This window comes from Gemmobacter lanyuensis, assembly GCF_014652355.1.
Taxonomy (GTDB): domain Bacteria; phylum Pseudomonadota; class Alphaproteobacteria; order Rhodobacterales; family Rhodobacteraceae; genus Gemmobacter; species Gemmobacter lanyuensis.
Genome location: NZ_BMYQ01000006.1, coordinates 23,345 through 37,469, shown reverse-complemented (window position 1 = coordinate 37,469; position 14,125 = coordinate 23,345). Strand labels below are relative to the sequence as shown.

Sequence of the window (14,125 nt, the reverse complement as noted above, 5' to 3'; positions counted from 1 at the left end):
CGACGCGTGACGCGCGGGGGTCGCAAGGACGAACGGGACGAACCGGAACGGCGCTGCATCGTTTCGGGTGAAAGCCAGCCGAAGGGCGGCCTCATCCGATTTGTGGCAGGGCCGGATGGCATGGTGGTGCCCGACGTTCTGGGGCGGCTGCCCGGGCGGGGCTTTTACGTGGCCGCCGATCGGGCGGCCCTTGAGAAGGCCGCGGCGAAGGGGCTTTTTGCCCGCGCCGCGCGCCAGCCGGTCAAGGCACCCTTAGGTCTGGCAGATCAGATCGAAGGGCAACTGGTCCGGCGCGTGGTCGAGCTGATAAGTCTGGCGCGCAAGGCGGGCCTGGGCGTCACCGGCTACGAGAAGGTGAAGGACTGGCTGGTGAAGGGCACGGCAACCGTGCTGATCCAGGCCAGCGACGGATCGGAGCGCGGAAAATCCAAGCTCCGCCCGCCTGAGAAAACGGGTCTGTTCATTGGCTGTCTGACCGCACAGGAAATCGGTTTGGCATTCGGCCGGGAACATGCCATACACGGCGCGCTTGCGGCTGGTGGACTCAGCGACCGTGTTGTAGAGGAAGCGGCAAGGCTGGCAGGGCTCCGGGGTGGAGCAGGCCAGCAGGACGGCGGCGAGACCGCCGGAGAGGATACGAAGACGGCATGAGCGATACAGACGGCAAAAAACCCCTTGGGCTTGGTGGCGGCGCTGGCCAGCGTCCCGGTCAGGTGAAGCAGAGCTTCTCACATGGCCGCACCAAGAGCGTCGTGGTGGAAACCAAACGCAAGCGCGTTGTGGTTCCCAAACCCGGCGCACCCGGCGCTGCCGGGGGCGGTTCGGCCCCGCATCTGGGCGATCCCTCGAAACGTCCGGCCGGGATTTCTGACGCCGAGATGGAACGCCGTCTGGCCGCCCTGCGCGCCGCCAAGGCCCGCGAGGCCGAGGATACCGCACGCCGTGCGGAAGAAGAGCGTCAGCGCGAGGAAGATCGCCAGCGCCGCCGCGAAGAGATCGAGGCCAAGGAACGCGCCGAGCGCGAGCGTGAAGCTGCGCTGAAAGCCAAGGCCGAAGAAGAAGAACGCCAGGCCCGCGCCGAGGCCGAGGCCAAGGCTGCTGCCGCGGCCGCCCGCAAGGCTGAAATCCTGGGCACGCGTCCGCGCAGCGCCCAGAAGGAACAGCCGGCACCCAAGGCCAAGGACGGCGCCGCTGCGCCCGCCCCGGCTGCACCTGCCGCTGCGGAAGAGACCCGCACCCCCGCAGGGGGCGCCAAGGCCGCCCCCACCAGCCCGCGCAAGACCGACCGCGAGCGCGAAGAGCGCGAGCGTGAGCGGAATTCGAAGGCCAAGGGCGATGACGGCCGCCGTTCGGGCAAGCTGACCCTGACTGCCGCGCTTGATGGCGAAGGTGGGCGGACCCGCTCGCTCGCCTCGATGAAGCGCAAGCAGGAAAAGGCCCGCAACAAGGCGATGGGCTTCGGCCAGAAGCCCGAAAAGCAGGCGCGTGACGTGCAGCTGCCCGAAACCATCGTGGTCAGCGAACTGGCGAACCGGATGGCCGAACGTGCCGCCGATGTTGTCAAGGCGCTGATGAAGATGGGCATGCTGGTCAACATGAACCAGACCATCGACGCCGACACCGCCGAAATCATCATCGAAGAATTCGGCCACCGCGCCGTCCGCGTCTCGGACGCCGATGTGGAACAGGTGATCGACACCGTCGAGGACAAGGCAGAAGACCTGGAGTCGCGTCCGCCGATCGTGACCATCATGGGCCACGTCGACCACGGCAAGACCTCGCTTCTGGATGCGATCCGCAAGGCCAATGTGGTCTCGGGCGAAGCCGGCGGCATTACGCAACACATCGGCGCCTATCAGGTGAAAACCCCGAATGGCAGCCTTGTGTCCTTCCTCGACACGCCCGGCCACGCCGCCTTCACCTCGATGCGCGCCCGCGGCGCCCAGGTGACGGATATCGTGGTGCTGGTGGTTGCGGCCGATGACGCCGTGATGCCGCAGACCATCGAGGCGATCAACCACGCCAAGGCCGCCAATGTGCCGATGATCGTGGCGATCAACAAATGCGACAAGCCCGATGCGAACCCGCAAAAGGTGCGCACCGACCTGCTGCAACATGAAGTCGTCGTCGAACAGATGTCGGGTGAAGTGCAGGACGTCGAGGTTTCGGCCAAGACCGGCAAGGGCCTGCCCGAGTTGCTCGAAGCCATCGCGCTGCAGGCAGAGATCCTCGAGCTGAAGGCCAACCCGAACCGCCCCGCCATGGGCGCGGTGATCGAGGCCAAGCTCGATGTGGGCCGCGGCCCGGTTGCCACCGTTCTGGTGCAGAACGGCACGCTCAAGAAAGGCGACATCTTCGTCGTCGGCGAGAAGTGGGGCAAGGTTCGCGCGCTGCTGAACGACAAGGGCGAAACCGTCACGGAAGCCGGTCCTTCAGTTCCCGTCGAGGTGCTAGGCCTGAACGGCACCCCCGAAGCGGGTGACGTGCTGAACGTGGTCGCAACCGAGGCACAAGCCCGCGAAATCGCGGACTACCGTGAGCAAGCCGCCAAAGACAAGCGCGCAGCGGCTGGTGCCGCCACCACGCTGGAACAGCTCATGGCCAAGGCCAAGGCCGATGCCGATGTGTCGGAACTGCCGGTTCTGGTGAAGGCCGACGTGCAGGGTTCTGCCGAGGCGATCGTCCAGGCGCTGGAAAAGGTCGGCAACGACGAGGTCCGTGTGCGCGTGCTTCACTATGGCGTCGGTGCGATCACCGATTCGGACGTGGGTCTGGCCGAAGCCAGCAAGGCCCCGGTCATCGGCTTCAACGTCCGCGCCAATGCGACGGCCCGCAATGCGGCCCAGCAAAAGGGCGTGGAGATCCGCTACTACTCGATCATCTATGACCTGATCGACGACATCAAGGCGGCGGCTTCGGGCCTGCTCAAGGCCGAAGTGCGCGAGAACTTCATCGGTTACGCGAAGATCCAAGAGGTCTTCCGCATCACCGGCGTGGGCAACGTCGCAGGCTGTCTGGTCACCGAAGGCATTGCCCGCCGTTCGGCCGGGGTGCGTCTGCTGCGCGACAACGTAGTGATCCACGAAGGCACGCTCAAGACGCTCAAACGCTTCAAGGACGAGGTCAAGGAAGTGCAGTCCGGTCAGGAATGCGGCATGGCCTTCGAGCGCTACGAAGATGTGCGCGCAGGCGACGTCATCGAGATCTTCGAACGCGAGGAAGTGCAGCGCAAGCTCGACTGAGCTTGCCTGCCCCTTCGGAAAACACAAAGGCCGGGTGAAAACCCGGCCTTTCCTATTTCTCAGGCGTAATCCCGCAGAGGCGCGGCGCTTTATTTGGTCGCGGTGACCGGGTAGCCGACGAAGGTCTTGCCATCGACGCGCACCATAAGCTTGCCGTCATTCGTCTTGCCGACAACGATTCCCTGAACCGAGTGATACTTCCCCAAAGCGATGGTCCGCAGCATCTGTTTCCCCCCATGATGCAACTCATAAGAGAAGGATAAACCCATGGTGGTTAAAAGGGGAATAATAAATTCGCCATAATTTGGTTATCAAATGGATAGGTCTGCCGCATTCATAACCAATCCCGCAAGATCGGGATCAGGGGAATGTCTGCAGGGGGCATTGGATAGTCCTTGAGATTGGCGGCCCGAACCCAGGCGATTCGTTGCCCTTCCGCGCCCATGGGGACACCTTCCCATCGACGGCAGGCATAAAGCGGCATCAGCAGGTGGAAGTCTTCATAGGTGTGGCTGGCAAAGGTCAGCGGGGCAAGGCAGCTTTTCCAGGTGTCGATGCCCAGCTCTTCCTTCAGTTCGCGAATCAGGCAGGCCTCGGGGGTCTCACCGGGTTCGACCTTCCCGCCGGGAAATTCCCACAGTCCCGCGAGGGATTTGCCCTCGGGGCGTTGGGCCAGCAGCACACGCCCATCTGCATCGATCAGCGCCACCGCTGCGACAAGAAGAACCTTCATCCGTAGCTATCCCGTTTGGGGGACCACCGCCCAACGGGGCGGCGGTCGAATGGCGATCTCAGGACCGGTAGTCGGCGTTGATTTCGATATAGCGGCTGGTCAGATCGCAGGTCCAGATGGTGCGCTTGGCCCGGCCCAGCCCCAGATCGACGCCGATCACCAGTTCGGACCGGCGGAAATAGGCGGCACCGTCCTCTTCGCGGTAGGCCGGGTTGCGCCAGCCTTTGTCCGCCACAAGCAGATCGCCAAAGGTGATCCGCAGGCGGTCGCGGTCGGCTTGGGCACCGGATTTGCCGATCGCGGCGACGATGCGGCCCCAGTTCGGGTCCTGCCCCGCCAGCGCGGTTTTCACCAGCGGGCTGTCGGCAATCGCCTTGCCCACGCGCAGCGCATCTTCCGGGCTGGCGGCGCCGGTGACGCGGATTTCGACGAACTTCGTCGCGCCCTCGCCATCGCGGATCACCTGATGGGCAAGGTTCATCATCACGCCGCGCAGCGCCTCTTCAAAGGCTTTGGCGACGGGACCGGCTTTCACCTCGGCGGCAGCGCTGGTGCCGGTCGCGGCAATCAGCAGCGTGTCCGAGGTCGAGGTATCGCTATCCACGGTGATGGAATTGAACGTCTCATCCACGTTGCGCGACAGGATCTTTTGCAGGTTCGCCGGGCTGATCTTCGCATCGGTGAAGATATAGACAAGCATCGTCGCCATATCCGGCGCGATCATGCCCGAGCCTTTGGCGATGCCCGAGATATGGATCGGACCACCTTCGCCCTCAACCACGGCGCAGGCGCCCTTGGGGAAGGTGTCGGTGGTCATGATGGCCTCTGCGGCCATCTGAATCGATTCCTCGCGCAGGTCGGCCACAAGGGCGGGCACGACGGCGGTGATCTTTTCAAAGGGCAGCGGTTCGCCGATCACGCCGGTCGAAGAGGAAAAGACGCGGCTTGCCGGCAGGCCCAGGGCGGCGGCAACGCTGCCCGTGACCTCGGCCACGGCCTTGTCGCCCACCTTGCCGGTAAAGGCGTTGGAATTGCCCGAGTTCACGACAATGGCCGCACCGGCGCCTTCCGGCACCTTCAGCGCCAGCTTGTCCTGACAGTCGCGCACGCAGCCCGACCGGGTCGAGGACCGGGTGAAAACCCCGGCCATCGCGGTGCCCGGCGCCAGATGCACCAGCATCACATCCTTGCGGTTCTGATACTTGATGCCCGCGCCAATGGCGGCGAAGGACGCGCCCTTGATCACCGGCAGTTCGGGAAAGCGGTCCGGCGCAAGCGGAGAGACGGGCTTGGCAGCTTTGGCGGCCACGGCTGCGACGACCTCACCCACCGTTTCCGTGACCTCACCGCGCAGCTCATCCAGTTCGGCCGTCAATTTCTCGACTTTCTTCTTGAGCTTTTTCTTCAAAGCCTTTGCTTCGGCTTTCCAGTCGGTTTTGGCCATGGCGTGTCTCCCCGCTTGCCCGTGGGATCATTTGTCCAGAAGGGTTTCATCCTTCAGCACGGCCGGGTCAATCCCCTCGCCAGGCTTTTCGATCTCGGTGATCTTCGTCAGCTCTTCCAGACGGGCGGCGACGGCCTTCTGTTCCAGCTCTTGCGCCAGCTCTTCGCGCACGTCATCCAGCTTGGGGGCTTGGGTGGCGCGCGTTTCCAGCAGCTTGATCAGGTGCCAACCGAATTCGGTCTTGATCGGGCCTTTCAGCTCGCCCGCCTTCATCGACATCACGGCCTCTTCGAAGGGCTTGACCATCATGCCCTCACCGAACCAGCCCAGATCCCCGCCCGAGGCCGCGGTGCCATCGGTGCCATGCGTTTTGGCAGCATCCGCAAATTCGACACCACCTTCGATCTGATCGAGGATATCATAGGCCTTGTCCTCGCTATCCACGAGGATATGGGCCGCATGATATTCGGTGCCCGGCTGGAAGTTGGTATAGCGGGCATCATAGGCCGCCTGGATCGCCTCATCGGTGACGGCGGTCTTGACGATCCCGTCCAGCGCCATGGCCGCCACGGCCGAGCGGTGGTTGTTTTCCAGCTCCAGCACCTGACGCTTGGTCAGACGCGGCTCCATGTCCTGCTGCAGCGTGGTCTGCTGGACAAGCTGGTCGAGAATCCCCTTGAAAAGCACGTCATCGGGCAGGGTTTGATACTGCGCCGGCAGGCCCGCGCGGGTGGCGATCATCTGGCCCAGGGTGATCTCTTTGCCGTTGACGGTGGCCACCACGGTTGCGGCGGTCAGATCCTCGGCCAGGGTCGGGCCAGCCAGCAGCCCCATACCCAGTGCGAAGGCACCGAGGAATGTTGTCATTTTCGCCATGATCACCGTCTCCTGATGGGGTCGCGTTATGCGCCACGTTGACTTGACGCGGACAGCCCCTTACATCGCGAAGGTCGCGCGAGACGGGGCACCTTCGCGCCTTTCCGGGTTCTTCTATGAAAGCTGGGTGAGGCGGGCAAGGCCTCTCGCCTGCACGATGTTGTCAGCAACGGGACACCGGAGAAAACATGCTTGGTCTCGGAACGCTAGCGCGCAAGGTTTTTGGCACCCCGAACGACCGCAAGGTCAAATCGGTTCGCCCCCTGGTCGCGAAGATCAATGCGCTTGAGCCGGAGTTTCAGGCCCTGTCGGACGACGGTCTGATCGCGCGCACCCGCACGCTGCAAGACCGCGTGCAGAACAAGGGCGAAAGCCTCGACAGCATCCTGCCCGAAGCCTTCGCGAATTGCCGCGAAGCCGCGCGCCGGGCGCTTGGCCTGCGCGCCTTCGATGTGCAGCTGAAAGCGGGGATCTTCCTGCATCAGGGCAATATCGCCGAAATGAAAACGGGTGAGGGCAAGACCCTCATGGCAACCTTCCCCGCCTATCTGAACGCGCTGGCGGGCAAGGGCGTGCATGTCGTGACCGTCAACGACTACCTCGCCAAGCGCGACTCTGAATGGATGAGCAAGGTCTATAACGCGCTCGGCCTGACCTGCGGGGTCGTCTACCCCTATCAGCCCGATGCCGAAAAGCGCGCGGCCTATCGCGCCGACATCACCTATGCCACCAACAACGAGCTCGGCTTCGATTACCTGCGCGACAACATGAAGGGCAGCATCGAGGAAATGGCACAGCGCGGCCATTTCTACGCCATCGTCGACGAGGTGGACAGCATCCTGATCGACGAGGCGCGCACGCCGCTCATCATCTCGGGTCCGTCGCAGGACCGCAGCGACCTGTATCAAAAGGTCGATGCGCTTATGCCCGAACTGACCGAGGCGCATTTCACGCTGGACGAAAAGGCCCGCAATGCCACCTTCACCGAAGAGGGCAACGAGCATTTCGAGCGTCGCCTCCAGCAGCTTGGCCTGCTGCCCGATGGCCAGACGCTTTATGATCCAGAAAGCACCACGCTGGTTCACCACCTGAACCAGGCGTTGCGGGCGCATAAGCTCTTCCATCGCGATCAGAACTATATCGTCCGCGATGGCGAGGTGATGCTGATCGACGAATTCACCGGCCGCATGATGCGGGGCCGCCGCCTTTCGGACGGTCTGCACCAGGCGATCGAGGCGAAAGAAGGCGTTGCGATCCAGCCGGAAAACGTCACGCTCGCCTCGGTGACCTTCCAGAACTACTTCCGCCTCTACAACAAGCTGGCAGGCATGACCGGCACGGCCCTGACCGAGGCCGAGGAATTCATGGAAATCTACAAGCTGGGCGTGGTCGAAGTGCCGACGAACCGCCCGGTGCAGCGCAAGGATGACCACGATCAGGTCTATCGCACCGCGCGTGAAAAATACGACGGCATCGTCGCCGTGATCAAAGAGGCCCACGCCAAGGGCCAGCCGATCCTTGTCGGGACCACCTCGATCGAGAAATCGGAATTCCTTTCAGACCTGCTCCGCAAGGATGGCATTCCGCACAATGTGCTGAACGCCCGTCAGCATGAACAGGAAGCCCAGATCGTTGCCGATGCGGGCAAGTTCGGCGCTGTGACCATCGCCACCAACATGGCCGGCCGCGGCACCGACATCCAGCTGGGCGGCAATGTCGAAATGAAGGTGATGCAGGCCATCGCCGCCGATCCGCACCTGCACCCCGATGAGGTGCGCGCGCAGGTCGAAGCCGAACATGCCGAAGAAAAGCGCCGCGTGCTGGAGGCGGGCGGTCTGTTCGTTCTGGGCACCGAACGCCATGAAAGCCGCCGCATCGACAACCAGCTGCGCGGCCGTTCAGGCCGTCAGGGCGACCCGGGCCGGTCCTCGTTCTTCCTGTCGCTGGAAGATGATCTCATGCGGATCTTCGGGTCGGAGCGGCTTGACAGCGTGCTGTCGAAGCTGGGCATGAAAGAGGGCGAGGCCATCGTTCACCCTTGGGTGAACAAGTCGCTGGAACGCGCGCAGGCCAAGGTCGAAGGCCGCAACTTCGACATCCGCAAGCAGCTGCTCAAGTTCGACGACGTGATGAACGATCAGCGCAAGGCGATCTTCAGCCAGCGGCTCGAGATCATGGAAGCCGAAGACCTGTCTGAAATCGTTCAGGACATGCGCTATCAGGTGATCGACGATCTGGTCGAGGAATTCCTGCCCGCCAAGAGCTATGCCGAACAGTGGAACACCCCCGGCCTCTATGCTGCCTGCATCGAAAAGCTGGGCCTTGACGTCAAGGTGATCGACTGGGCCAAGGAAGAGGGCGTGGATCAGGACGTGATCCGCGAACGTCTGGAAAAGGCTTCGGACGAACTGATGGCCAAGAAGCTTGAGGCCTTCGGACCCGAGACCATGCGCTCGATCGAAAAGCAGCTGCTGCTGCAGACGATCGACGGCAAGTGGCGGGACCACCTGCTGCGGCTGGAACATCTGCGCTCGGTCGTGGGCTTCCGCGGCTATGCACAGCGCGACCCGCTGTCGGAATACAAGACCGAGGCCTTCACCCTGTTCGAGAACATGCTTGAAGGGCTGCGCGCCGATGTGACGCAAAAGCTCTCGCTGATCCGCCCGATCACGCCCGAGGAACAGCAGGCGATGATGGCCCAGTATCTGGCCCAGCAGCGCGCGGCCCAGGGCGAACCGGTGGAAACCCCGGCCGAACCCGCGCCCGCCGCCCCCGAACCGGTCCCTGCCGCGGTCGCAGGCTTCAATGAGGCCGATCCCTCGACCTGGGGCAACCCGTCGCGCAATGATCCCTGCCCCTGCGGCTCGGGTGAGAAGTTCAAACATTGTCACGGCCGTCTGGCCTGATCCGCGCTGCGGGGGCTTCGGCCCCCGCAGGTCTTTGCAACGCTGGAAACATTCCGCGTTTTCGCCACCGATTGGCCCGAATCTGCCGATAACCCTCACGCATTGATTGATGTGGAGTGGTCCTGATGAACCTGCAACGCCGCCTCGCCCTTGCCATTACGCTTGTCGCCGTCGGATTGGGCGCAGGTCATTTCGTGCAGTCCCGCTCGGCAGGCCCCGCGGCCATTGCAGGCAAGGCGCAGCCGCAACCCATCAAGATCGAACAGCTTGCCGCAGAGGCCGACCTTCCGGCCCCCTCTGCCCTGCCTGCTGCCAGTCTGCCGACCGATGCCAAACCTGCTGCAACAGCACCGGCCACCTCGGTGGCGCCCGCAAGCACGGCATCCGCCTGCCCTGAGCAGCTGGAGCTCATGGCCGATGAAAATGCGATGATCGGAATCACCCTGTCAGCGCCCTGCCGGGCCGATCAGCGGGTCGTTCTGAAACATGCGGGGCTTGCGGTGACGGCGCGCACCACCGCGAATGGTGCCCTGTTCATCGACCTGCCCGCGCTTGAGGTAAAGGCCAAAGTCGAGCTTGCCTTCCCGGATGGCGAAAAAATCAGCGCCGCCATCGACATGCCCGACGCCGCCGCCGTACAGCGGTTCGGGGTGCAATGGCTCGATGCTGATGCCTTTCAGGTGCATGCCTTTGAAAACGGGGCGGATTACGGTCAGCCCGGCCATGTTTCGGCCGCGGCGCCGCAACGCCCCGCGCCGGGGATGAAGGCGCAGTCCGGCTTCCTGTCGCTGATCGGCGACGCCTCAGTCGATCTGCCGATGCTGGCGGAAATCTACACCTTCCCCGCCAATGGCGGCGCCGAGGTCGTGGTCGAGGCCGCCGTCACCGAAGACACCTGCGGCCATGAACTGCTGGGCGAAACCATCAGCGCCATCGGCGGGCAGGTCGCGATCAACGAACTGACGCTCGCCATGCCCGAATGCGCCGCGACCGGCGATATCGTGGTGTTGAAAAACATCGTGCCCGCGATGAAACTTGCTGCTAGGTAACGACCAGCCAATTTGCAGGGTTCGAATGCGCGGGAAGATCTGGTGCGCGGCGGTTTTCGCCGCGTTCTCATTTTGGGGCGGCAGCGTCGCGGCACAGGATGTGACCCTGACGGCGCGCGACGGGTCTTTGTCGATCGACGGGGCGCTGCTCAGCTATGATGGCGAATTCTACCGGGTGGACAGCCGCTATGGCCCACTGACCATCGACGGCGAAGGCGTCATCTGTGATGGCCCCGGCTGCCCAGATCTGACCGCAACGCTGGCCGTACTGCGCATCACCGGCGCCGGGGAACAGGGCAACCGCCTGCTGCCCGGCCTGTTCGCCGCCTATGCCGCCACCCGCGGGCTAAAGATCGAAACCCGACCGCAAGATGCGGGTTTCGTGACCGAAATCACCGATCCCGGCACAGGTCAGGCGCTGGCCAAGATCTCATTCCTGCCCGCCCCGCCCGAGGACGCCCGCAGCGCCCTGCTGGATGGCCGCGCCGATCTGGCCGTGTCGCTGACGGCGGACAAGGGGTTCGGCAGCCGGGCCATGGCGCTGGATGCACTGGTCCCCATCGTCTCGCAGGATAACCTGCATCCGCGCATCTCGACCCCCGATCTGGCGGCGGCCCTCTCGGGCAAGCTGCGAAACTGGAAAGAGCTGGGCGGCCCCGACATGCCCATTGCCCTGCATGCCCTGCGCCGCGACACCTCGTTGCAAGAGGCGCTGGCAAAACGGCTTGGCCGCGATATCCTCGCGCTGGTGGAACATGACACCGCCGCCGATCTGGCCGAGGCCGTGGCGCGCGACCCCTGGGCGCTCGCCGTGACGGGCCAATCCGCCCGCGGCACGGCCCGCACCCTGCCCCTGACCGACAGCTGCGATTTCCCGCTGCTGCCCGACCGCGCCTCGGTCAAGGCCGAGGATTACCCGCTGACCCTGCCAGTGCAGCTGCTGACCCCGCGCCGCCGCCTCCCGCTCTTCGCGCGCGAGTTTCTGGAGTTTCTCGACCACCCCGCCGCGCAGACCGCCGTGGCCGCCGCAGGCTTTGTCGATCAGGCCCCAGAAACCGTGCCGCTGACAGCCGATGGCCTGCGCCTGTTGAACGCGATCAAGGGCGCAGGCAAGGACGTGCCGCTGGAAGATCTCAAGCGCCTTGCCGAAGTGATGACGGGCGCCAGCCGATCCTCCCTGACCTTCCGCTTCGAAGATGGTTCCAGCACACTGGACGCCCGGTCGCAGGAAAACCTGACCCTCCTCGCGCAGCTGCTGGCGGTGGATGCCTTCAAGGGGCAAGAGGTCATCCTCGCAGGCTTCTCGGATGGTTCGGGCGATCCGACCGCCAATCTGCAGCTTTCGGAAAGCCGCGCCATCGGCGTGGCCACCGCCCTCGCCGCCGCCCTGCCCGACCTGCCCGAGGATCAGACCATGCCCCGCGTCATGGCCTTTGGCGAGGCGCTGCCCATGGCCTGCGACACCACCGCCGCCGGACGTCGCGCCAACCGGCGGGTGGAACTGTGGCTGCGCCCGCAAGGCGCTATAGATAGCGATATGCCCTGAAACTCAGCTCACGCTCCTTTCCGATGATAAGATGGTCGTGCAAGGTGATCCCCAAGGCCTCGGCCGCGGTCTGGATCTGATGGGTCATTGCGATATCGGCCTCCGAAGGCGTCGGGTCACCTGACGGGTGGTTATGCACCAGGATAAAGGCCGAGGCATTCAGCTCCAGCGCCCGCTTCACCACCTCGCGCGGATAGACCGGCACATGGTCCACCGTGCCACGTGCCTGTTCCTCATCCGCGATCAGAACATTCTTGCGGTCCAGAAACAGGATGCGGAACTGCTCGGTCTCGCGATGCGCCATGGCGGTGTGGCAGTAATCCAGCAAGGCATCCCAGCTGGACAGGATCGGACGCTGCATCACCCGCGCCCGCGCCATCCGCTGCGCCGCGGCCTCGACGATCTTCAGCTCCTGCACCACGGCCTCGCCCACCCCGTGCAGCGCCATCAGCCGCGCCACAGGCGCTGTGATCACTCGGTTGAAATCACCAAATGTATCCAGCAGGCGCCGGGCCAGCGGCTTCACATCCTGCCTGGGAATGGCGCGAAACAGCACCAGCTCCAGCAATTCATAATCCGGCATCGCCGCAGCCCCCCCCTCCATGAACCGCGCCCTCAGCCGCTTGCGGTGATCGGCGATATAGGACGGCAGGCGCCCCGCCTGCACGGGCAAGACGGCCTCATCCTCCTCCGCAGGCGAAGGAAACAGCGGCAGGGGCGCTTCGGCGAAACTGGGGGGGTGTGATCGATTCTGGCGCATGACCCTAGGCTGCGCCCGAATGGTAAACAGGGGCTTAACGGCGCCCTTTCATCTTGGCCGAAATATCCTCGGGGGAAGGCCCCGCAGGGGCCGTGGGGGCAGACAGCCCCCAGCGACCTCAGCGCAGCGTCTCGGCCGGACTATTCAGAAAGGCGAGCGATTCTTCCAACACCCCCTCGGCCAGATCGCGCCCGATGATCACGATGCGGCTCTTGCGGTCACCCTTGGGCGCGCGCGCCAGCTTGACCGGCGGGTCAAAGACATGCTGCACGCCATGGATGGCATAGGGCTCCTCCTCGCCCTCCAGCCAGATCAGCGCCTTGAAGCGCAGGATATCGGGGCCGCGCAGCTGAATCAGCGTATCGATCCAGATGTTGAACAGCCCCGGATGGATCGGCTGGTCGATGACCGCCGAAACCGAGCGGATCCGGTCATCATGCCGGGCGGCCCAGGGCTGGGTCTGGGTGAAGGCCGCGCCGAACAACCCGTGCTGCGACCCGAAGGCCGTCAGCGCCGGTAGGGGCTTGCGCGCAGGCGCGGCATTGACCCAGGCCTCGGCCGCACTGGCCTCGGACAGCTCGGCCGGGATGCCCAGCCCGAACAGCGCACCCGACGCCACCGTGCCGTGATCGGCGGTGATCTGCCGCGCGTTGGGGGCGATGCCCTTCAGCCGTCGCTGCAGCGAGTCGACCGTTGCAGCAGGCACCAGATCGGTCTTGGTCAAAACCACCAGATCAGCCATGGCCACCTGCGCCACGGCCTCGAACCCGCGGTCCAGCGTGGCCTCGCCATGGGCGGCATCGACCAGCGTCACCACCCCGTCCATGCGAAAACCCTTCGCCAGATCCTCTTCTACCAGCAACGTGTGCAGGATCGGCCCCGGATCGGCCAGACCCGAGGTTTCGATCACCACGCGGTCAAACTGCGCCGCCCCCGCCTTGCGCCGCGCCAGAAGCCCGGTCAGCGCCTTGGTCAGATCGCCGCGCACCGCACAGCACATGCAGCCCGACTCGAGCAGTACCATCTCTTCCGTCGTCTCGACGATGAGGTCGTGATCCAGCCCGATGTCACCGAATTCATTGATCAGCACGGCAGCCTTGCCCATCGCCGGGTCGCGCAGCAGCGCATTGAGCAAGGTGGTCTTGCCCGCACCCAGATAGCCGGTGATCAGGGTGACAGGGATACGGGGGGCAGGTTTCATCGGCGCGGCTCCGGCTGGGGTCGTGGGGCTAGGGTGGTGGGCTACACTACAGCTTGCGGCGGGGCTTGGCCAGACTGCGACATGTCGCCCACAGGCCGCCGCGTGACGCAGCCGGGCTTGACCCGCGCCCCGCTTTTGCGCGAACTTTGGGGTGATGGTGCCCGGCGTCAAGGCCGGGTGAAAAGGGAACGCGGTGCGGCGCCGCAAGGCGCCAATTCCGTGACTGCCCCCGCAACTGTAAGCGGTGAGCGTTCCCCGCAATCCACTGGCGCCCCGCGCCGGGAAGGAGGAGGGACGCCGCGACCCGCAAGTCAGGAGACCTGCCATCGTCCGATCAACCTGACATCCGGGCGGGGTGCCCCGGAAGG

At 64.5% G+C, this 14,125-nt stretch carries 11 protein-coding genes and 1 riboswitch; of the genes, 5 read left to right on the top strand and 6 right to left on the bottom strand.

The window, feature by feature from the left end:
- The first annotated feature begins 6 nt into the window (after positions 1-6).
- Together IE101_RS10960 and infB are read left to right on the top strand one after the other, a co-directional pair.
- Entirely contained in the window at positions 7-651 is a 645-nt protein-coding gene (locus IE101_RS10960) for an RNA-binding protein (protein ID WP_189633879.1), read from the top strand.
- Entirely contained in the window at positions 648-3,242 is a 2,595-nt protein-coding gene (infB, locus tag IE101_RS10955) for a translation initiation factor IF-2 (RefSeq protein WP_189633878.1), read from the top strand. The genes IE101_RS10960 and infB overlap by 4 nt, the downstream gene beginning before the upstream one ends.
- Positions 3,243-3,331: 89 nt before the next feature.
- Here infB and IE101_RS20000 read toward each other — a convergent pair whose 3' ends face one another.
- From IE101_RS20000 to IE101_RS10940, 4 genes are all read right to left on the bottom strand, one after another.
- A complete protein-coding gene (locus IE101_RS20000) occupies positions 3,332-3,466 on the bottom strand; it encodes a hypothetical protein (RefSeq protein WP_268247280.1) in 135 nt (44 codons plus the stop codon).
- 110 nt (positions 3,467-3,576) lie between these two features.
- The gene (mutT, locus tag IE101_RS10950) at positions 3,577-3,975 is read right to left on the bottom strand and encodes an 8-oxo-dGTP diphosphatase MutT (RefSeq protein WP_189633877.1); all 399 of its coding nucleotides are present in this window, start codon (positions 3,973-3,975) and stop codon (positions 3,577-3,579) included.
- 58 nt (positions 3,976-4,033) lie between these two features.
- The gene (gene argJ, locus IE101_RS10945; protein WP_189633876.1) at positions 4,034-5,419 is read right to left on the bottom strand and encodes a bifunctional glutamate N-acetyltransferase/amino-acid acetyltransferase ArgJ; all 1,386 of its coding nucleotides are present in this window, start codon (positions 5,417-5,419) and stop codon (positions 4,034-4,036) included.
- A gap of 27 nt (positions 5,420-5,446) precedes the next feature.
- On the bottom strand, positions 5,447-6,295 hold the full coding sequence (locus tag IE101_RS10940; RefSeq protein ID WP_308429870.1) for a peptidylprolyl isomerase: 849 nt from the start codon (positions 6,293-6,295) through the stop codon (positions 5,447-5,449).
- A gap of 188 nt (positions 6,296-6,483) precedes the next feature.
- Between IE101_RS10940 and secA the strand changes: the two genes are divergently transcribed.
- From secA to IE101_RS10925, 3 genes are all read left to right on the top strand, one after another.
- Entirely contained in the window at positions 6,484-9,201 is a 2,718-nt protein-coding gene (secA, locus tag IE101_RS10935) for a preprotein translocase subunit SecA (RefSeq protein WP_189633875.1), read from the top strand.
- 125 nt (positions 9,202-9,326) lie between these two features.
- Entirely contained in the window at positions 9,327-10,250 is a 924-nt protein-coding gene (locus IE101_RS10930) for a hypothetical protein (protein ID WP_189633874.1), read from the top strand.
- 25 nt (positions 10,251-10,275) lie between these two features.
- Positions 10,276-11,796 carry a phosphate ABC transporter substrate-binding/OmpA family protein gene (locus IE101_RS10925; protein ID WP_189633873.1) on the top strand — a complete coding sequence of 507 codons (1,521 nt, stop codon included), beginning with the start codon at positions 10,276-10,278 and terminating at the stop codon, positions 11,794-11,796.
- Here the strand turns inward: IE101_RS10925 and radC are convergent.
- Both radC and IE101_RS10915 read right to left on the bottom strand, forming a co-directional pair.
- Complete coding sequence (gene radC, locus IE101_RS10920) at positions 11,774-12,556, bottom strand: RadC family protein (protein ID WP_189633872.1); 783 nt, start codon at positions 12,554-12,556, stop codon at positions 11,774-11,776. The genes IE101_RS10925 and radC overlap by 23 nt on opposite strands.
- A 118-nt stretch (positions 12,557-12,674) precedes the next feature.
- Positions 12,675-13,757 carry a CobW family GTP-binding protein gene (locus IE101_RS10915; RefSeq protein ID WP_189633871.1) on the bottom strand — a complete coding sequence of 361 codons (1,083 nt, stop codon included), beginning with the start codon at positions 13,755-13,757 and terminating at the stop codon, positions 12,675-12,677.
- A gap of 138 nt (positions 13,758-13,895) precedes the next feature.
- A riboswitch (cobalamin riboswitch) is annotated at positions 13,896-14,099 on the top strand.
- Positions 14,100-14,125 lie beyond the last annotated feature (26 nt).

Excerpts from the sequence above, each read along its gene's own strand:
- infB (WP_189633878.1), top strand. The coding sequence starts at position 648 with ATGAGCGATACAGACGGCAAAAAACCCCTTGGGCTTGGTGGCGGCGCT.
- IE101_RS20000 (WP_268247280.1), bottom strand. The coding sequence starts at position 3,466 with ATGCTGCGGACCATCGCTTTGGGGAAGTATCACTCGGTTCAGGGAATC.
- mutT (WP_189633877.1), bottom strand. The coding sequence starts at position 3,975 with ATGAAGGTTCTTCTTGTCGCAGCGGTGGCGCTGATCGATGCAGATGGG.
- argJ (WP_189633876.1), bottom strand. The coding sequence starts at position 5,419 with ATGGCCAAAACCGACTGGAAAGCCGAAGCAAAGGCTTTGAAGAAAAAG.
- IE101_RS10940 (WP_308429870.1), bottom strand. The coding sequence starts at position 6,295 with ATGGCGAAAATGACAACATTCCTCGGTGCCTTCGCACTGGGTATGGGG.
- secA (WP_189633875.1), top strand. The coding sequence starts at position 6,484 with ATGCTTGGTCTCGGAACGCTAGCGCGCAAGGTTTTTGGCACCCCGAAC.
- IE101_RS10930 (WP_189633874.1), top strand. The coding sequence starts at position 9,327 with ATGAACCTGCAACGCCGCCTCGCCCTTGCCATTACGCTTGTCGCCGTC.
- IE101_RS10925 (WP_189633873.1), top strand. The coding sequence starts at position 10,276 with ATGCGCGGGAAGATCTGGTGCGCGGCGGTTTTCGCCGCGTTCTCATTT.
- radC (WP_189633872.1), bottom strand. The coding sequence starts at position 12,556 with ATGCGCCAGAATCGATCACACCCCCCCAGTTTCGCCGAAGCGCCCCTG.
- IE101_RS10915 (WP_189633871.1), bottom strand. The coding sequence starts at position 13,757 with ATGAAACCTGCCCCCCGTATCCCTGTCACCCTGATCACCGGCTATCTG.